Source organism: Streptomyces sp. NPDC058691, assembly GCF_042714775.1.
Lineage (GTDB): Bacteria > Actinomycetota > Actinomycetes > Streptomycetales > Streptomycetaceae > Actinacidiphila.
Window position 1 is genome coordinate 1 of the sequence record NZ_JBHXSO010000094.1, and the last position, 19,288, is coordinate 19,288.

A 19,288-nucleotide genomic window follows, 5' to 3' on the forward strand; every position below is an offset into this window, starting at 1 on the left:
CCGTCATGGCGGGGCGGGCCCTCGGCCTTGGTGCGCGCGCTCCCCGCGGGGAACGGGCGCCGCGATCACTCGGAGCCGTGCGTGTCCACGATCTCCCGCGCCCGCTTGACGTCGTCCGCCATGCGCTCCAGCAGCGCGTCGATGGTGTCGAACTTCTCCATCCCGCGCAGGTACGCGAGGAAGTCCACGGCCACGTGCAGCCCGTAGAGGTCCAGGCCGACGCGGTCGATGGCATACGCCTCGACCGTGCGCGCGGTGCCGTCGAAGGTGGGGTTGGTGCCGACCGAGATCGCGGCGGGCATGGCCTCGTCGCCGACGTGCAGCCAGCCCGCGTACACACCGTCCGCGGGGATCGCGGTGTGCGGCACGGTCTCCACGTTCGCGGTGGGGTAGCCCAGGTCGCGGCCGCGCTGCGCGCCACGGACGACGACGCCCTCGACGCGGTGCGGCCGGCCGAGGATCTCCATGGCACCGGCCACGTCGCCCTCGCCGATCAGGCGGCGGGTCATCGTGGACGAGAAGGGCTGGCCCTCGCCCGCGGCGCCGGTCAGGTACAGGTCGATGACGTCGACCTCGTAGTCGTACTTCAGGCCCATCGCCGACAGGAACTCCACGTCCCCGGCCGCCTTGTGCCCGAAGCGGAAGTTGGGCCCCTCGATGACGGCCCGCGCGTGCAACGCCTCGACCAGCACCGTGCGGATGAAGTCGCCGGGCGACAACCGCGAGAATTCGGCGGTGAAGGGGAGGATCAGCAGCGCGTCCACGCCGAGCTCCGCCATCAGCTCGGCACGGCGGTGGTGGGCCGCCAGCAGCGGCGGGTGGCTGCCGGGCCGCACGACCTCGCTGGGGTGCGGGTCGAAGGTGACGACGACGGAGGCCGCGCCGAGCTCCCGGGCACGCTCCACGGCACGGCCGATGATCAGCTGGTGCCCACGGTGCACGCCGTCGTACGAGCCGATGGTGACGACGCTGCGTCCCCAGTCCCCCGGGACGTCCTCCAAGCCTCGCCAGCGCTGCACTGTGACCGCTCCTCGACCGCTGTTGGTGTCCGATTGCAGGTCCAAGACTGCCATGCCGGGCGCCCCACCGGCGCGGCGCCCCCGCGGACACGGCGGGCCGCGGCCCGCGCCGGACCCGCGCAGCCGAGCCGGGACGGGGGCTCACGGAACCAACGCGGTCGCCTCCGCTGCCCGGGCGGGCCGGGTGTCCGGAGTCCGCCGGTCGAAGGCGCGCCGGGCGCTCGGCCCGATGAGCGCGTCCCACACCCCGGCGCCACGGTCCGCCGCGAGCCAGCCGCGCACCTGCCGGGCGAAGCCCGCATCGGCGGCGGCCAGCTGCACCAGCCGGCGGTCGAAGAGCGTCGCCCCCTCGGGGGAGCGGCAGAACACGACGCCGACGCGGTGCACCAGGTCGCGGGTCATCGGCGCCGGCCGCAGGGCGCAGCCCCCGGCGGCCGCCGTGAGCAGGGCGTCGAGGACGCCGTGGTCCCGTTCCCGTTCCAGGAGGACGTCCAGGAGCTCCTGGCGCAGCGGCCGCGAGGTGTGGCCGCCGGGCGCGGCCAGCACTGGCGCCAGCGCGCGCCGGACCTCGGGCGGGTGCTCCCGCAGCAGGCCGACGGTCAGCGGCAGCAGCACGGCCCGGGTGCCGGGACCGTCCTCCAGGCGGCGGTCGAGGTACTCCGCGACGTGCGCGGCACCCTCGGGACGGTGCTCCACGTGGTCGCGGACGAGGGCCGCGGCACGGCGGGCCAGCGCCTGGTCACCGACCTCCGCCAGGGCGCGAAGCACCTCGGCGCCGCCCGCGCCCGGCTCGCGCAGACGGGTGTGGAAGGCGGCGAGTACCGGGTCCGGATGGGTGGCCAGGGCCGTGGCCAGCGCGTCGGCGGGCAGCCGCGGGTCGCCGCCGGCGAACCGCTCCAGGGCGGCGGGCAGGTGGAAGGAGCGGGTGGCCGGGTCCCGTACGAGGACGGCGAGGGCGGCGCCGTGCAGGGTGCAGTCGGCCGGGCGGGCGAGGATCGCCAGCGCGGCGTAGCGCAGCAGGCGGCGGTCGGCGGGAACGGTGACGTGCGGGGCCGTACGCAGCCCGTACGCGGCGGCGGCCACATGGCGCTCCGGCCGTCCGTCGTGGGCCCAGCGGTCGACGGCGCGGCAGACGGCGGCTGGTTCGTCCTCGGCGAGCGCGGCCAGCAGTTCGTCGGCGCGCGGGTGGGCGGCGGCGACCAGGGTCTCGGTGAGGTCGTCCACGGCGCGGTGCCGATGGGTGTGCAGCAGCGCCTGCGCGGCGGTGGCCACGGTGGGGCGGGGCCCGCCGGGGACCGACTGCAGTGGCCGCTCGTCGGCGAACCAGGCGACGACGGCGGGCAGCGCCTCGCGGGGTGCCGCGGCCAGCGCCTCGCCCGCGGCGGTCAGGAAGCGCTCCTCGTCCCCGCCCTGCGGCGGCGCGTCGGCGGGGAGCAACTGCCGCAGCAGCGCAAGGCGTTCGTCGAGCGGCAGCCTCAGCCGCCGCCAGAACCACGGCCCGAACTGCCCCAGCCCCGGCGCCTCCCGGAATCCCCCGGCCTCGATCGACCGGGCCGTGATCCGTTCGGCCAGCAGCCGCAGCACGCCCCGGTACGGCAGTGCGTCCGGCACTCTGAGCAGCGCCTCGCCGAGCAGGTGCGCGGCCCACCACACGGCGTCCGCCCGCCGTGCCCGGTCCCATTCCGGGTCGGCCGCCGGACTCGCCCCGCCGCGGTCGCGCGGGCGTGGCACGCCGTCGAGCAGCGGGAGTCCGGAGCCGCCGCGGGCGGCGGACGGAGCCGCGTACCCGTCGAGCGCGAGCACCAATTCCTCCAGCCTGCGAGCGAGTTCGACGGGCCCCGACTGGCGCGCGGTGAGCAGCAGGGCCTGTACGACCGGCCCGATGCGATGCCTGGGCACGGGCAGCGACCGCGGCGCGGACGGCGGTGCCAGCGGCGGCGCGGGCGGCACCGGCGGCGTGCCGCCCCGCCCCGCAGCGGCAGCCGGCCGCGACGGCAGGCGTACGGGGGCCTCCGCCGCGCCTCCCGGCGGTACCGTGGCGGACCAGCGGTGGACGAGCGCGTACAGCGCTTGGTCCAGCTCCAGGTGCCCGCCCTGGAGCCAGTCCGCGAACTCCTCGTGCGCGAAGCGGTACCCCGCGCCGGCGGGGACCACGAGGCCCTCGGTGAGCACCGCGGACGCCCACCCCGTGCGCCACGGGAACAGCTCCTCGAACGACTCCCGGTCCAGTTCCCCCTGCCCCGGCCCCAGGCAGCGCCGCGCCGCCTCGTGCGCCCTGCCCGCCACGCGCGCCGCCAGGCGCCGCACCGCCGTGCCGCGCGGATCGCCCCGGCCGTCGGCGGCCAGCCGCACCGCGATCCGCAGGCAGACCAGGTCCAGATACGCCCCGAAGACCTCCGCCCGGTCCGGCCGCCCCCCGGGACCGTTCGCCGCCCCCTCCGGCAGCGCCGCCCGCACCTCCGACAGCAGCCGCAGCGCCAGCGGATGCGCCTCGTCCTCCCCTGCGAGAGCCCCCTCCGCGACGCCGTACCGCTCACGCGCCCGGTGGGCCTGCGGCTCCGCCAGGTCCCCCAGACGCACACAGGCGGGCAGGGACCGCGTGCCGGCGCGCCGCCCAGGGTCGTGCAGCACGCCCCGCGGGAAGAGCGCGCCCGCCTGCTCCCAGAACTCCGGGCGGCACGCCACGACCAGGCGCACCCCGGCCGCCCGCAGCCAGCTCGCCGTGCCCGCCACCCAGTCCGGCAGGGCGTGCGCCAGCACCGGCGGCATCTCCTCGGGGCCGTCCAGCACCACCACCAGCGGGCGGCCCGCGCCCTCGGCCAAATGCGCCACCGTGTCAGGCGATGTGTCCGGGACCGCGTCCCCGGGCCCCGCCCCCGCGTGCACGATACGGCCGGCGGCACGCAACGACCGCTCCACCGCGTCCTTCAAACCACCGTCGCCCGCGTGGAGTTCGGCCCCGCGCAGCCACAGCGTCGGCGCCGGCGCCGTTCCCGTCGCCCGCCGCACGGCCAGTGCCGCCAGCTCCGTCGTACGCCCGCAGCCCGGGTCCCCCACCAGGCCCAGCACATGCGGACACCCCGGACCGCCCTCGGCGAACGCCCGCAGCACGGCCTCCGTCTCCGGACGCATCACGGGCTCCGTCCCCCACAGCCCGTTCGGCGCACCGGCGGAGCCCACGGAGGTGGCGGTCAACTGCAGCGCCCCCGCGAGATTCAGCTGAGCCCCGTACGCCGGGACCGTCGCCGCGTTCCTGGCCAGCAGCCCGTCCAGCCCCCGGCCCCGCAACGGCACCGCGAACCCGTCCGCCCGGTGCCCCGCGTGCAGCGCGGTCACCACCACGCCCAGCACGACGCCCGTCCCCGGGTCGAGCACGGGCGTGCCCGATACCTCGGGACCCGGCGGCAACTCCCGGGCGGCCAGCTCGTACACCTCGTCCAACAGATGGAAGCGGTCCGTCGCGGTGTACGTGACGGACGCCGTGCCGACGAGCTCCGCGTCCGACCAATCCCGGCCCCGCAGCCGCACCCTCCCGGGCCGCACCGCCGCCGCGACCGGCAGCGGCGGCACGCCCTCCAGCCCCTCCACCGCCACGAGCGCGAGCCCGAGCCCGGGAAGCGGCGTGATGGCGTCCGCCTCCGCGAGGATCGTCTGTTCGCCCCACGCGTGCAGCACGAGGCGCGCCAGCCCGTCGACCGCCTCATGACTCGTCACCAGCGTCCCGCAACCACCGGCCGCCTCCGCGAGGAACCCCGTCCCTCGCGGCCGTCCGGCCAGGTCGCAGACGCGCACCAACGCCCGTTCCAGCTCGGCGGACCGCACCGCCATCCGCGCACCTCCCCGCCACAGTGCCCGTTTCGACCGTAGACGTCCGTTGATCGTCCCAACAGATCCCCAGGTGAACGCGCCCCCAAGCGCTCCCCGTCTTCACTCCGAGCGCCTGCCCGTTGGGGTGAATCGATCTTGCGGCGTGGATAGGCACCACTGCGGGGGGAATCGTGCGGCGCGGGCCGCGAGGGGGGAGGGTCCGCGCCGCACGCCACACGCTGCGCTTGCGGTCCGGGTAGGTTTTGTTCCCCGCCCTCCCGCCCGTGTGCCCTGTGAAGTCAGGGCGCCCCGACGCGCGTAGCGGGGTAGGCCGGGTGCGGGGCCTCCGGGGCTGGCCATTCTGGACAGCACATTTACGTGCGTGACGGGCACTTGCCCATCTCGTCCCTGCCCGGATGCCGCACACAAATATGCTCCACAGTCCAGAACGCCCACCCCTCCGACCCCGCCCCCTCCGTAGTAGCAAGCGCCTGATCCCCAGTGGGGGTAGAAGGCAGCCATGGCACAGGCCCAGGGTTGGTGCGGCGGCACATCAGCCGCCCAGCCGACACCGCCCACACCCCCACCGGCAGTCATGTCGTGCCTTCTGCTGGAAGACCGCCACAGGCTCGCGGTTTACGCCTGCACCGTCCCTCCCCCAGCTACCGGCGGCGGAGACCCCGCCACACCCCCACCGGCCTTCACACCGCGCCCTGCGAGGGGACGGTTGCATCCTTGGAAGTGGTGTAGCGGGTTGGACCTGATCCGAGGGTTTGCTCCGGCGTCCGGGTTGGTGCCCGCATGGACAAGCGGCCACCGGCTGGGGTCCCCCACGGGGCTTAGCGGTCGACTGCCCGCCCTTGCGCAGGTGCGTGGATCCAGGCAACCGGAGGCACCCCGGTCCGCCTCCATACCCCCCACTGGGGATCGTGGAGGGGTGGGCGTTCTGGACTGTGGAGCATATTTGGGTGCACAACCCGGAGTGACCATCGGAGAGTGCCTGAGGCACCGAAATGTGCTGTCCAGAATGGCCGGCCCCGGAGGCCCCGACCCCGGCACCCTACGAAACGGGCGCCGGGGTCACTGACTTCACAGGGCACACGGAGGGCGGGCGGGGAAAAGAACCTACCCGGACCGCAGGCGCAGCGCAGCGCGCGGCTCAGGCGAAGTTCGCCAGGATCCGCGCCTGCCCCTCACGCCCCTCCACAAGCGCCAGAAAGCGCCCGTCCGGCCCGAACACCCCCGTCGGCTCCGCCCCCACCGTGGGGGGCGCGTCGAGCCGGACGCCGTTGCCCAGCAGGCGGGCCGCGCGCTCGTCGACGTCCCAGCGGGGGAACGCCGCCGCCGCGGCCTCCGCGATGGGGAGGACCGCGAAGGACTCGGCCAGTTCCTCCAGCGTGCGGGCGAGGCCCGCCCCGTAGGGCCCGACCCGGGTGCGCCGCAGCGCGGTGAGGTGGCCGCCGACGCCCAGCCCCGCACCGAGGTCCCGCGCGAGAGCGCGGATGTAGGTGCCGGAGGAGCACTCGACCGTGACATCGACGTCCACGAGGTCGTCGCCCTCGCGCCGCACGTCCCGCACCACGAACGCCGACACCGTCACCGGCCGCGCGGCCAGCTCGAAGTCCTCGCCGCCGCGCACGCGCGCGTACGAGCGGACGCCGTTCACCTTGATCGCGCTGACCTTGGACGGCACCTGCATGATGTCGCCGGTCAGCGCCGCGATGCCCGCGTCCACGGCCTCGCGGGTGACCGCACCCGCGGGGACCGCGGCCGTGATCTCACCCTCGGCGTCGTCCGTGACGGTGGTCTGGCCGAGCCGGATCGTGGCCTCGTACTCCTTGCGGGTGAGCGCGAGGTGCCCGAGCAGCCGGGTGGCCTTCTCCACGCCGATGACCAGGACGCCGGTCGCCATGGGGTCGAGCGTGCCGGCGTGGCCGACCCGCCGGGTCCCGGCGAGCCTGCGCAGCCGGGCCACGACGTCGTGCGAGGTCATACCGCCCGGCTTGTCGACGATGACAAGCCCGTCCTTCATCGGTTCTCGCCCTCGTCACTCGCGTCGCCGTCAGCGTCAGCGTCAGCGTCCTCCCCGTCCTCGTCCTCCGCCGGCTTGCGGTACGGGTCCGCCTCGCCGGCGTACGCCGCGTCGGTGGCGCTCTTGCGCACCTCCTCGTCGGCCGCACGGGCCTTCGCGAGCAGGTCCTCGATGGTGCGCGCGTTCTCCGGGATCGCGTCGGCGACGAACGTCAGGCTCGGCGTGAAGCGCACGCCCGTCTGCCGCCCGACCTCCGAGCGGAGGACGCCCTTCGCGCTCTCCAGCGCCGCCGCCGAGGCGGCACGCTCCTCGTCGTCGCCGAAGACCGTGTAGAAGACGGTCGCCTCCCGAAGGTCACCGGTGACCCGGGTGTCCGTGATCGTGACGTAGCCCAGCCGCGGGTCCTTGATCCGCCGCTGGAGGGTCTCGGCGACCACGACCCGGATGCGGTCCGCCAGCTTGCGCGCCCGCGCGGTGTCGGTCATGCCTGCTCTTCTCTCTACTCTTCACTCTTCGGTACGGGAGTGTCAGTCGTCGTCCCCGTGGATCTGCTGCCGCGCTGACAGCAGGTCCACCTCGGGGCGCGCGACCATCCATCGCTCGCAGCGTCCGAGTACGTCATTGATGTGCCCGAGATCCCCGGACACGACCGCCACGCCGATTTCGGCCCTGCGGTAAAGATCATGATGGTCGACCTCCGCCACGCTGACCGCGAACTTGCGGTGCAGCTCGGCCACGATGGGCCGGACGACGGAGCGCTTCTCCTTGAGCGACCGGACGTCGCCGAGAAGCAGGTCGAAGGACAGCGTCCCTACAAACATGGGCGTCAGGTCAAGCCGACCTGTGGGGCCTCGTGGCGAACAGTGCGAACACTGCGAACAGTAAGCACCACACTAAAGGCAACGGCCGGGGCCGATCGACGGAATTTCACTTCCACCGACCGGCCCCGGACACGGCACCAGCGATCAGACGCGCGGCTTCTCGCGCATCTCGTAGGTCGCGATGACGTCGTCGATCTTGATGTCGTTGTAGTTGCCGAGGTTGATACCGCCCTCGTAACCCTCACGAATCTCGGTGACGTCGTCCTTGAAGCGCCGCAGACCCTCGATGTTGAGGTTCTCGGCGACGACCTTGCCGTCGCGCAGGAGGCGCGCCTTGGTGTTGCGCTTGACCTCGCCGGAGCGGATGAGCACACCAGCGATGTTGCCGAGCTTGGAGGAGCGGAAGACCTCGCGGATCTCGGCGGTGCCGAGCTCCACCTCCTCGTACTCCGGCTTGAGCAGACCCTTGAGCGCCGCCTCGATCTCCTCGATGACCTGGTAGATCACCGAGTAGTAGCGGACGTCGACACCCTCACGGTCGGCCAGCGACGTGGCGCGGCCCTCGGCCCGCACGTTGAAGCCGATGATGATCGCGTCGGAGCCCGCCGCCAGGGTGACGTCGGTCTCGGTGACCGCACCGACACCCCGGTGGAGGATGCGCAGGTCCACGTCCTCGCCGACGTCGAGCTGGAGCAGCGAGGACTCCAGGGCCTCGACCGAACCGGACGCGTCGCCCTTGATGATGAGGTTGAGCTGCTGGACCTCGCCGGCCTTGAGCACCTTGTCCAGGTCCTCCAGGCTGACCCGGCGGCGGGACTTGGCGAAGGCCGCGTTCCGCTCGCGGGCGGCGCGCTTCTCGGCGATCTGACGGGCCGTACGGTCCTCGTCGACCACCAGGAAGTTGTCGCCGGCACCCGGCACGTTCGTCAGACCGAGCACCAGGACCGGAGTCGAGGGGCCCGCCTCTTCGAGCGTGTTGCCGGTGTCGTCGAGCATCGCGCGGACACGGCCGTACGCGTCGCCGACCACCATGGTGTCGCCGACCCGCAGGGTGCCGCGCTGGACCAGGACGGTCGCCACGGCGCCGCGGCCGCGGTCGAGGTGGGCCTCGATCGCGATGCCCTGTGCGTCCTGCTCGGGGTTGGCGCGCAGGTCGAGCGCGGCGTCCGCGGTGAGGACCACGGCCTCCAGCAGGCTGTCGATGTTCAGGCCCTGCTTGGCGGAGATGTCGACGAACATGGTGTCGCCGCCGTACTCCTCGGCCACCAGGCCGAACTCGGTCAGCTGACCGCGCACCTTCGTCGGGTCGGCGCCCTCGACGTCGATCTTGTTGACCGCGACCACGATCGGCACGTCGGCCGCCTTGGCGTGGTTCAGCGCCTCGATCGTCTGGGGCATGACGCCGTCGTTCGCCGCCACCACGAGGATCGCGATGTCGGTGGACTTGGCACCACGGGCACGCATGGCGGTGAACGCCTCGTGACCGGGGGTGTCGATGAAGGTGATGGCCCGGTGCTCGCCGTTGACCTCGGTGGCCACCTGGTAGGCACCGATGTGCTGGGTGATGCCGCCGGCCTCGCCCGCGACCACGTTGGTCTTGCGGATCGCGTCGAGGAGGCGGGTCTTGCCGTGGTCGACGTGACCCATGACGGTGACGACCGGCGGACGCGCGACGAGCGCTTCCTCGCCACCCTCGTTCTCGCCGAACTCGATGTCGAAGGACTCGAGGAGCTCGCGGTCCTCCTCCTCCGGGCTGACGACCTGGAGGGTGTAGTTCATCTCGTCGGCAAGCATCTGCAGCGTGTCGTCGGAGACGGACTGGGTCGCGGTGACCATCTCACCGAGGTTCAGCATCACCTGGACGAGCGACGCCGGGTTGGCGCCGATCTTCTCGGCGAAGTCCGTGAGCGAGGCACCACGCGACAGGCGAACGGTGTCGCCGTTGCCGCGAGGCAGCATCACACCGCCGACGGACGGGGCCTGCATGGCCTCGTACTCCTGGCGCTTCGCACGCTTCGACTTGCGGCCACGGGCCGGACGGCCACCAGGGCCACGGCCGAAGGCGCCCTGCGTGCCACCACGGCCACCCGGACCGCCGGGACGACCGCCGAAGCCGGGACGGCCACCGCCGCCGGCGAAGCCGCCGCCACCACCGGCGCCGGGAGCACCGCCACCGGGACGCGGACCGCCGAAGCCGCCGCCGCCACCGGGACGACCTGCGCCACCGCCACCGCCGGGACGACCGGCGAAGCCGCCGCCGCCACCGGGACGACCGGCGCCACCGCCACCGCCGGGACGCGGGCCCGGACGGGCACCGGCACCAGCACCGGGACGGCCGGGACCGCCGCCCGTGGAGGCGGGACGCTGCGGCATCATGCCGGGGTTCGGACGAGGACCGCCGCCCTGCGGACGGGGCATCCCGCCCGGGGTCGGACGGGCACCGGACGGGGCACCGCCGCCGGGACGCGGCGCGCCACCCGGACGCGGGCCGGCGGCACCCGGAGCGCCGCCACCGGGGCGCGGGCCGGGCTGGCCGGGAGCTCCGCCGCCGGGACGCGGCGCCTGCGGGCGCGGCATGCCGGTGGAACCGGAGGTGAAGGGGTTGTTGCCCGGACGGGGACCGGCCGGACGTGCGGAACCACCCGGACGCGGCGCCTGGCCGCCCGGACGCGCGCCACCGGGGCCGCCCTGGCCACGGCCACCGTCACGCTGACCGTCGCGCTGGCCATCACGCTGTCCGTCCCGCTGACCGGGACGCGGCGCGTTGCCGGGGCGCGGACCGGGCTGACCGGAACGCGCGGCGGGGCGCTCGGCCGGGGCCGGGCGCTCGGGAGCCGGGGCCTGCGCGGCGGGCGGAGCCGGCGGGGCGGAGAACTCCGCCTGCGGCACCGGGGTGACCGGCGCGGGCTTGGCGGCCGGAGCCGGCTTGGGGGCCGGAGCCGGGCGCGGACCCGGGGTCGGCGCGGAACCGGCCGCGGCGGGCCGGGGGGTGGGTGCGGATCCCGTCGCCGGCTTCGGGGCCGGGGCAGCGGGACGGGCCGGCGCGCCCGGAGTGGGGGCGGCCGGCTTTGCGGGCGCGGCCTTGCGCGGCGCCGCGGGCCTGGCGGCGGAGGGCTTGCCCGGGGCGGAACCGCCACCGGGACCCTGCAGTGCGTCAGTCAACTTGCGAACAACCGGCGCCTCGATCGTCGAGGACGCCGAACGGACGAATTCGCCAAGTTCTTGGAGCTTGGCCATGACGACCTTGCTCTCAACTCCGAACTCCTTGGCGAGTTCGTATACCCGGACCTTAGCCACTTCGCTCCTTCGTGAGGTCCGGGGTGGTCGTCCGCCGGACCGTCGCTACTTCATGGGCGTACTCATCGCGTGCTCATCGAGTGCTCATCGCAATCTCGACCTACTTCCAACTCGCGGGGTACCTGATCGCACGGTCGCCCGTGCGCTCTTCCTTGCTCACTCACAGTGTCGCCTGCTCGACATGATCGCGGAGTTCCACGGTGTCCAGCGGTCCCTGGGCCCGGAAGGCCCGCAGAAACGCCCGGCGGCGGACCGCCAGGTCGAAACAGACGGTGTCGGGGTGCACATAGGCACCCCGACCGGGCAGCGTACCGCGAAGATCGGGAACACAGGAGCCCCCGACCACCGCCACACGCAGCAGATCGTGCTTGGCCGCCCGCTCCCTGCAGCCGATGCATGTGCGCTCCGGGCGTGCTGGGCCGTGCGTCCGGCCAGACATCTTTAGTCTACCTCCCCGCGCCGACCTCACCCCTCTGGGTTATGCGGCGCACGGTTGATCCTCGGTTGCCAACGGGTGCTACTGGTCGGCCGGCTCGGTGTCCGGGCGGATGTCGATCCGCCAGCCGGTGAGCCGCGCGGCCAGGCGTGCGTTCTGCCCTTCCTTGCCGATCGCCAACGAGAGTTGGTAGTCCGGCACGGTCACCCGGGCGGAGCGGGCACCCATGTCGACGATCTCCACCTTGCTCACCCGAGCGGGTGACAAGGCGTTCGCCACCATCTCACCCGGTTCGTCGGACCAGTCGACGATGTCGATCTTCTCGCCGTTCAGTTCGGCCATCACGGCGCGCACCCGCGCGCCCATCGGGCCGATGCAGGCACCCTTGGCGTTCAGGCCCGAACGGGTCGAGCGCACCGCGATCTTCGTGCGGTGCCCGGCCTCGCGGGCGATGGCCGCGATCTCCACGGAACCGTCCGCGATCTCCGGGACCTCGAGCGCGAAAAGCTTCTTCACCAGGCTGGGGTGGGTGCGCGAGAGTGTCACGGACGGACCGCGCACACCCTTGGCGACCCGGACCACGTACGAGCGCAGCCGCGTGCCGTGCTTGTAGTCCTCACCGGGGACCTGCTCCTGCACCGGCAGGATGGCCTCCAGCTTGCCGATGTCGACCAGCACGTTCTTCGGGTCCTTGCCCTGCTGGACCACACCGGTGACGATGTCGCCCTCGCGGCCCGCGTACTCCCCGAAGGTGATCTCCTCCTCGGCGTCGCGCAGCCGCTGGAGGATCACCTGCTTGGCGGTGGTCGCCGCGATCCGGCCGAAGCCGCTCGGTGTGTCGTCGAACTCCCGGGGCTCGGCGCCCTCGGGGGTCTCCGCCGCGTCCTCCTTGGCCCACACGGTCACATGGCCGTTGGTGCGGTCCAGTTCCACCCGCGCGTTCCGCCGGCTGCCGGGCTCACGGTGGTAGGCGATGAGGAGCGCCGACTCGATCGCCTCGACCAGCAGTTCGAAGGAGATCTCCTTCTCCCGGACCAGACCCCGCAGGGCACTCATGTCGATGTCCACGGCTACGCCTCCTCAGTGCTCTCGTCGCCGTCGGTATCGGCATCGGCCGGGTCCTTGCGACTGAATTCGATCTCCACCCGCGCCTTGGCGATCTCGCCGAAGGCGATGCGGGCGGGCTTGGGCTTGCGCCCCTTGACACCCGGGACCTCGAGGTCGAGCCCGTCCTCGTCCACCGCCATGATCCGCGCGACCAGCTCGTCGCCGCCGGCCCGCGTCAGCTTGACCAGCCGGCCCTCGTTGCGCCGGAAATGGCGCGGCTCGGTGAGCGGGCGGTCGACACCCGGCGAGGAGACCTCCAGCAGGTACGGCGTGCCGCCCATGGCGTCGGCGTCGTCCAGAGCCTGCGAGATCTCCCGGCTGAGATCGGCGAGGGTGTCCAGCGGGGCGCCCTCGTCGGAGTCCACGATCACCTGGAGCTGGCGCCGGTTCCCGGCCGCCGTCACCTTGATCTCTTCCAGATCCAGCCCCGTCTTCGCGACGAGGGGTTCAAGCAGTCCGCGCAGCCTTTCGCTCTGGGTGGTGCTCATCCGGGTGACTCCTCGGCCGCGTGTGCTGTTGTGGTGGAAGGTCGTGTGTCGGGCCAAAGCCTATCGGTTCGGGTGCCGGAACGACGATTCGGCGCCGCGGCGGGCGCCGTCGCAAGGCACATGCCCCGCGCCGGTACCCTCTCCGGTGGTGATCACGGGAAGGGGCACTGTGCCACTCAGGAACATTCCGCGCCGGCGTGCGGTCCGCACCGCTCTCGTCCTGCCCGTCCTGCCGGCCGCGGCCGCACTGATCGGCGGCTGCTCCGACCCGCAGGGGCGGCGCTCCGGCGCACCCGGGCCGTCCTCGCCCTCCCCGGATCCGGCCGAGATCCTGCGCGAGCGGGCCGCCCGGGACAGCGCCGCGCTCCTCGTCCGCTACGACGCCACGATCGCCGCCCACCCCGGTCTCGCGGCGCGGTTGCGGCCGCTGCGGGCCGAAGTGGCCCGGCACGTCGCGGCGTTCGGGCCGGCTACGGGCCGCGGACCGGCCCCCTCACCGAGTGCCACGGCGTCCGCGTCCGCGTCCGCCTCCGCATCCGCCGCCCCCTCGCCCTCCGTGTCCGTCCCTTCGGGCAAGAGCCCGGCACTGGCCGCCCTCGCCGGCGCCGAACGGACACTCGCCGGCGAACGGGCCGCCGCGCTGCTCGACGCCCCGCCCGAACTCGCGCGCCTGCTCGCCTCGGTGGCCGCGTGCGGTGCCGGGCACGTCCTGCTGCTCAAGGAGAACTGACCCGCCCATGGCACAGCAGCAGCCGCTCGCGGCCGTCCAGGCCGCCCTCGCCGCAGAGCACGCCGCCGTCTACGGCTACGGCGTGGTCGGCGCCCGCATCGGTGCCGACCCCGCCGGCCGGGCCACCGCCGGCTACGACGCCCACCGCGCCCGCCGTGACTCCCTGCGCCGCACCGTCGCCGACCTGGGCGGCGAGCCCGTCGCCGCCTCGGCGGCGTACACCCTGCCCTTCCCGGTGCCGGACCGCGCGGCGGCGATCCGCCTCGCCGCCGAACTGGAGGACCGGGTCGCCGGCGTCTACGCCGACCTCGTCCGCGCCGCCACCGCCGGCCTGCGCCGCGAAGCCGCCGACGCGCTGCGCGAGGCCGCGGTGCGCGCCGTGGGCTGGCGCGGCGGGAGCGTAGCCTTCCCGGGGCTGGCCGAGCGCGGCCGGTAGACCCGATCCGCAGGAGGGACGAACCCCCGTATGACCCCGGCACCGCAGCACCTCGAACCGCCCGAGCGGCTGATCCGCACGATCAGCGCCTGGGAGGGCGACCCGGGCCGCGCCTGGCTCGCCACGCTCCCCGAGCGCGCCGCGGAACACCTCGCGCGGTGGGACCTGCGACCGGAACGGGTGCTCTCCCCCGGCGGCCAGATCAGCATGGTCGTCCTGGTCCGCCAGGCCGACGGCACCCCCGCCACGCTCAAGCTCGGCCTCGTCACCGACGAGACCCGGCACGAGCACGCCGCACTCGCCCACTGGGACGGACGCGGCGCGGTGCGGCTGCTCCGTGCCGACCCCGACGAGGGTGTCCTGCTCATGGAACGCCTCCACGGGGACGTCTCGCTGCGCTCGCTGCCCGAACCCAAGGCGATGCTGGAGGCGTGCGCCGCACTCCGGCGCCTGTGGGTGCCGCCTCGTGACGGCCACCCCTTCACGTCCGTGGCCGACCACACGGCCGGTCTCGCGGCGCGGTTGCGCGAGCGCGGCGGCCGGCCGTACGTCGACGCGGACGCCCGCCCCCTGGTCGACGAGGCCCTCGCGATCCGGGACGCCCTGACCGCACCGGCGCCCGAGCCGGTGCCGGTGCTGCTGCACGGCGACTACCACCACGGCAACGTGCTCTCCGCGGACCGGATCCCCTGGCTCGCCATTGACCCCAAGCCGCTCGTCGGCGACCCCGCGTTCGACCTCGCGTGGCTCGTCCGCGACCGCCTGGAGACGCTGGTGGCCGGCCCCGGCGCGCAGGCGGCTGCGCGCCGCCGGGTCACCAAACTGTCCGACGCGCTCGAGGTGGAGCGGGACCGGGTCCGGGGGTGGGCGCTTTTCCGGTCGGTCGAGGCGGGCGTCTGGGCGTTCTCGGTCGGAGACCGAGCGAGCGGGGAACTCCTCCTGGAATTCGCGACGTTGCTCTGACTTGTGCCGGGTTTTTTCCCCGCCCGCCCTCCCTCCCCCAACCTTCGGCCGGGGGCGCCCCCAGCCCTGTGAAGTCCGGGCGCCCCGACGCGCGTGTGTTCCTGGGCCGGGTGCGGGGCCTCCGGGGCTGGCCATTCTGGACAGCACATTTACGTGCGTTTCCAGCACCTACTCATCCCATCCCGACCCGGATACCGCACACAAATATGCTCCACAGTCCAGAACACCCACCCCTACGACCCCGCCCCCTCCGTAGTTGTATGCGCCTGATCCCCAGTGGGGGTATAGAGGCGGACCGGGTGACCGCGGTTGCCTGGATCCACCCCACCGGTGCGTGTGGGCGGTGACGCCTGGGCGGCCGATGTGCCGCCGCACCAACCCTGGGCCTGTGCCATGGCCGCCCTACACCCCCCACTGGGGATCAGGCGCGGGACGAAACCGAGGGGGCGGGGGTGGAGGGGTGGGCGTTCTGGACTGTGGAGCATATTTGGGTGCACAACCCGGGGCGACCAACGCAGAGTGCCCGAGGCACCAAAATGTGCTGTCCAGAATGCCCAGCCCCGGAGGCCCCGACCCCGGCCCACCCCGCAACGCGCGCCGGGGTGCCAGACCGCGCCGGGCACACGGGAGGGCGGGCGGGGGATGCCCGCCGCAGGCGCAACGCACCCGCGGCGAGCAACAGGCAGCAGGCCCACCCCCCAAGCCCGCCGCAGGCTCAACGCACCCGCTACGCGGAGAGGCGGGACACCGCGTCCGCCACGGAGAGCTCCTCGCGCTCACCCGTGCGACGGTCCTTGAGCTCGACGACCCCGTCCCCCGCTCCCCGTCCGACGACCAGAATCGTGGGTACCCCGAGCAGTTCCGCGTCGGTGAACTTGACGCCGGGCGAGACGCCGGCGCGGTCGTCGACGATGACCCGGACACCCGCGGCGTGCAGCTTCTCGGCGACCTCGAGCGCCAGCTCGGTCTGCAGGGCCTTGCCCGCGGCGACGATGTGGACGTCGGCGGGGGCGATCTCTCGCGGCCAGCACAGGCCCTGCGCGTCGGCGGTCTGCTCGGCGATCGCGGCGACGGCGCGGGAGACGCCGATGCCGTAGGAGCCCATGGTGACCCGGACGGGCTTGCCGTTCTGGCCGAGCACGTCGAGCTCGAAGGCATCGGCGTACTTGCGGCCGAGCTGGAAGATGTGGCCGATCTCGATCGCCCGGTCCAGCTTGAGGCCGGTGCCGCAGCGCGGGCAGGGGTCGCCAGGCTCGACGGTGACGACGTCGAGGTACTCGTCCACGTGGAAGTCGCGGCCCACGACGACGTTGCGGGCGTGCGTGTCGGGCTTGTTGGCGCCGGTGACCCAGGCGGTACCGACGGCGACGCGGGGGTCGGCGAGGTAGCGGACGCCGGTGAGGCCCTGGGGGCCGACGTAGCCGCGGACCAGGTCGGGGCGTCCGGTGAAGTCCTCGGCGGTGACGAGTTCGACCTCGGCGGGGGCGAGGTGTTCGCCGAGCTTGCCGAGGTCGACCTCGCGGTCGCCGGGGACGCCGACGGCGACGATCTCGCCGTCGACCTTGACCAGCAGGTTCTTCAGCGTCGCGGAGGCCGGGACGCCGAGGTGCGCCGCCAGGGTCTCGATGGTCGGGGTGTCGGGGGTGTCCACCTCCTCCAGGGCCGGGTGGTCCGCGCCCTCGACGGGGGGCACGACGGTGGTGACGGCCTCGGTGTTGGCCGCGTAGTCGCACGCGGGGCAGTCCACGAAGGTGTCCTCGCCCGCGGCGGCGGGGGCGAGGAACTCCTCGGAGGCCGAGCCGCCCATGGCGCCGGAGACGGCGGAGACGATCCGGAAGTCGAAGCCGAGGCGGGAGAAGATCTTGATGTAGGCCTCGCGGTGGAGGCGGTAGGCCTCGGCCAGACCCTCGTCGGTGGTGTCGAAGGAGTAGGAGTCCTTCATCTGGAACTCGCGGCCGCGCAGGACGCCGGAGCGGGGCCGGGCCTCGTCGCGGTACTTGGTCTGGATCTGGTAGAGGATCACCGGCAGGTCCTTGTAGGACGCGGCCTGGTCCTTGACGACCTGGGTGAAGATCTCCTCGTGCGTGGGCCCGAGCACGTAGTCGGTGCCCTTGCGGTCGCGGAGCTGGAAGAGCAGGTCGCCGTACTCGCCGGCGCGGCCCGTCACCTCGTAGTTGTCGCGCGGGAGCAGCGCGGGCAGCAGGACTTCCTGGCCGCCGATGGCGTCCATCTCCTCGCGGACGACGCGCGAGACGTTCTCCAGGACCCGCTTGCCGAGCGGCAGCCAGGTCCACACCCCCGCCGAGGAGCGGCGGACGTATCCGGCCCGGACCAGGAGCTTGTGGCTCGCGGTCTCGGCGTCGGCCGGGTCGTCGCGCAGCGTCTTGAGCAGCAGCCGGGACATGCGCAGGACCATGGGGCTCTCCAGGGGGTTTCGTGCCGTTGCCGCGAGGATATCGACACGCCGGGCGCGGCCGGAAACCCGTTTACCGCAGGAGCGGCAGCCAGGCGCCCATGACCGCGTAGGGACTGGTCGCGCTGGGGAAGTGCACCGGCCGCGCGAGGTCGGTGTAGCCGAGGGCGCGGTACAGGCGCCGGGCCCGGCTCTCGGTGTCGATGGCGGACAGGATGCTGCGCGGCTGGGCGGCGGCGTCGGTGATGGCGGTGATGAGGGTGCGCCCGATGCCGCGGCACTGGAAGTCGGGGTGGACGTGCAGCTCGGTGATGGTGAAGGAGTCGTCGAGCCAGTCGTCGGTGCCGGTGCGGCGCAGATAGGGCTCGACGACGGTGGACCACCAGTGCGTGCGGTGGTTGGGCATGCCGTACACGAAGCCGGCGAGCCGTCCGTCCGGGGCGAGGGCGCCGAGCGCGCGGACTCCGGGGAAGCCGAGGTGGCGCAGCACGATCTGGCGGCGGATGGCGACCTCCTCGGCGCCCAGCCCGAAGGCGACCGCCTGGACGGCCAGTGCCTCGTCCACCCGTGCCGCCAGGTCGATCGGCTCGACCGCCACGTCATCCATGGGCGGCGACACTACTAGAACAGGACGCTCATGAAGGCGCCGACCTCGGTGAACCCGACGCGCCGGTAGGCAGCCCTGGCAGGGGTGTTGAAGTCGTTGACGTAGAGGCTGGCCACGGGCGCGACGTCGCGCAGCGCGTAGTGGAGCACGGCCGCCATGCCGGTCTCGGAGAGCCCCTGGCCGCGGTGATCGGGGTCGACCCAGACGCCCTGGATCTGGCAGGCGTGCCGGGTGACGGCGCCGATCTCGGCCTTGAAGACCACCCGGCCGTCCTCGATGCGGGCGAACGAGCGCCCGGTGGAGACGAGTTCGGCGACCCGCGCCTGGTAGATCAGGCCGCCGTCGCCGGCCAGCGGGGAGACGCCGACCTCCTCGGTGAACATGGCCACGCACGCGGGCATGATCACGTCCAGCTCGTCACGCCGTACGCGGCGCACACCGGGGTCGGGTTCGACGTCGGCGGGCAGTGCGCGGGTGACCATCAGCGGCTGGTGGGAGCGGATCTCGCGGGCCGGTCCCCAGCTCCGTTCGAGCAGCGACCAGAGCGCGGCGGTGGACTCCGCGGGGCCGACGATGGACGAGCAGCGGCGGCCGGAGCGCAGCGCCCGGTCGGCGAAGGCCCGCACGGCCTCGGGGCCGGCGCTGATGGGCACGAGGTTGGCGCCGGCGTAGCACAGCGCCTCCAGCCGGCCGCCGAAGTACCAGCCCCACAACTCGCCGCCGAGCCGCCACGGGTCGAGCCCGGCCACGGCGACCCGGGAGGCGACGAAGGCGTTGGCCACCGGGTCCCGGTCGAGCACCGCGAGCACGGCGTCGAGTTCTCCGGGTTCCAGAACCTTGGTCGTCGTGGTCGTCAACACGTGGGCGCCTCACCGTACGGGCAGCGGTAGTCGGGGAAGTCCCCGAACCTTACCTCGCCGCAGCGCGTTCCGCCCCTGCCGCCCGTATCCCGGACCGGGACGGACGACAGGGGCGGAACGGTACGCGTGCGAGCGGAGGGTCAGCTGACGGAGACGGAGGGCTCGCCGGAGGCGATGCCGTCGGCCTCCATCTGCTCGGCGAGCTTCATGGCCTCCTCGATGAGGGTCTCCACGATCTTCGACTCCGGCACGGTCTTGATGACCTCGCCCTT

At 73.5% G+C, this 19,288-nt stretch carries 15 protein-coding genes and 1 pseudogene; 3 read left to right on the forward strand and 13 right to left on the reverse strand.

Going from position 1 to position 19,288, the window contains the following annotated elements; all coding sequences use genetic code 11:
- Positions 1-65: 65 nt before the first annotated feature.
- From ACFWVC_RS36520 to rimP, 9 genes are all read right to left on the reverse strand, one after another.
- Positions 66-1,019 carry a bifunctional riboflavin kinase/FAD synthetase gene (locus ACFWVC_RS36520; protein ID WP_384297913.1) on the reverse strand — a complete coding sequence of 318 codons (954 nt, stop codon included), beginning with the start codon at positions 1,017-1,019 and terminating at the stop codon, positions 66-68.
- Positions 1,020-1,160: 141 nt separating this feature from the next.
- Entirely contained in the window at positions 1,161-4,847 is a 3,687-nt protein-coding gene (locus tag ACFWVC_RS36525) for a serine protease (protein WP_384297916.1), read from the reverse strand.
- A gap of 1,138 nt (positions 4,848-5,985) precedes the next feature.
- A complete protein-coding gene (gene truB / locus ACFWVC_RS36530) occupies positions 5,986-6,858 on the reverse strand; it encodes a tRNA pseudouridine(55) synthase TruB (protein ID WP_384297919.1) in 873 nt (290 codons plus the stop codon).
- Positions 6,855-7,343 carry a 30S ribosome-binding factor RbfA gene (gene rbfA / locus ACFWVC_RS36535; protein ID WP_384297921.1) on the reverse strand — a complete coding sequence of 163 codons (489 nt, stop codon included), beginning with the start codon at positions 7,341-7,343 and terminating at the stop codon, positions 6,855-6,857. The genes truB and rbfA overlap by 4 nt, the downstream gene beginning before the upstream one ends.
- Positions 7,344-7,385: 42 nt before the next feature.
- A complete protein-coding gene (locus ACFWVC_RS36540; RefSeq protein WP_319665367.1) occupies positions 7,386-7,679 on the reverse strand; it encodes a DUF503 domain-containing protein in 294 nt (97 codons plus the stop codon).
- Between the two features lie 144 nt (positions 7,680-7,823).
- Positions 7,824-10,976 (reverse strand): translation initiation factor IF-2, encoded by a 3,153-nt coding sequence (gene infB / locus ACFWVC_RS36545; protein WP_384297925.1) that lies wholly within the window; start codon positions 10,974-10,976, stop codon positions 7,824-7,826.
- 160 nt (positions 10,977-11,136) lie between these two features.
- Complete coding sequence (locus ACFWVC_RS36550) at positions 11,137-11,415, reverse strand: YlxR family protein (protein ID WP_384297928.1); 279 nt, start codon at positions 11,413-11,415, stop codon at positions 11,137-11,139.
- A 78-nt stretch (positions 11,416-11,493) separates the two neighbouring features.
- Entirely contained in the window at positions 11,494-12,480 is a 987-nt protein-coding gene (gene nusA / locus ACFWVC_RS36555; protein WP_384297932.1) for a transcription termination factor NusA, read from the reverse strand.
- A 2-nt stretch (positions 12,481-12,482) separates the two neighbouring features.
- Positions 12,483-13,007: a ribosome maturation factor RimP gene (rimP, locus tag ACFWVC_RS36560; protein ID WP_384297935.1), complete on the reverse strand. Its 525-nt coding sequence runs from the start codon at positions 13,005-13,007 to the stop codon at positions 12,483-12,485.
- Between the two features lie 169 nt (positions 13,008-13,176).
- On the opposite strand from rimP, the gene ACFWVC_RS36565 reads away from it, so the two are divergent.
- Genes ACFWVC_RS36565 through ACFWVC_RS36575 form a run of 3 tightly spaced genes read left to right on the forward strand, consistent with a single transcriptional unit; the run spans position 13,177 to position 15,136 of the window.
- On the forward strand, positions 13,177-13,737 hold the full coding sequence (locus tag ACFWVC_RS36565; protein WP_384297937.1) for a hypothetical protein: 561 nt from the start codon (positions 13,177-13,179) through the stop codon (positions 13,735-13,737).
- 7 nt (positions 13,738-13,744) lie between these two features.
- The gene (locus ACFWVC_RS36570; RefSeq protein ID WP_384297941.1) at positions 13,745-14,173 is read left to right on the forward strand and encodes a ferritin-like domain-containing protein; all 429 of its coding nucleotides are present in this window, start codon (positions 13,745-13,747) and stop codon (positions 14,171-14,173) included.
- A gap of 30 nt (positions 14,174-14,203) precedes the next feature.
- Positions 14,204-15,136 (forward strand): aminoglycoside phosphotransferase family protein, encoded by a 933-nt coding sequence (locus ACFWVC_RS36575; protein ID WP_384297944.1) that lies wholly within the window; start codon positions 14,204-14,206, stop codon positions 15,134-15,136.
- 727 nt (positions 15,137-15,863) lie between these two features.
- On the opposite strand, the gene ACFWVC_RS36580 is transcribed toward ACFWVC_RS36575, so the two are convergent.
- The 4 genes and pseudogenes from ACFWVC_RS36580 to ACFWVC_RS36595 all read right to left on the reverse strand — a co-directional run.
- The gene (locus ACFWVC_RS36580; RefSeq protein WP_384297946.1) at positions 15,864-17,552 is read right to left on the reverse strand and encodes a proline--tRNA ligase; all 1,689 of its coding nucleotides are present in this window, start codon (positions 17,550-17,552) and stop codon (positions 15,864-15,866) included.
- A gap of 70 nt (positions 17,553-17,622) precedes the next feature.
- Positions 17,623-18,156, reverse strand: a complete 534-nt coding sequence (locus ACFWVC_RS36585) for a GNAT family N-acetyltransferase (RefSeq protein ID WP_384297949.1) — start codon at positions 18,154-18,156, stop codon at positions 17,623-17,625.
- A gap of 14 nt (positions 18,157-18,170) precedes the next feature.
- Complete coding sequence (locus tag ACFWVC_RS36590) at positions 18,171-19,016, reverse strand: GNAT family N-acetyltransferase (RefSeq protein WP_384297952.1); 846 nt, start codon at positions 19,014-19,016, stop codon at positions 18,171-18,173.
- 140 nt (positions 19,017-19,156) lie between these two features.
- Positions 19,157-19,288 (reverse strand): annotated as a pseudogene (locus tag ACFWVC_RS36595) (4-hydroxy-3-methylbut-2-en-1-yl diphosphate synthase); the annotation flags it as partial.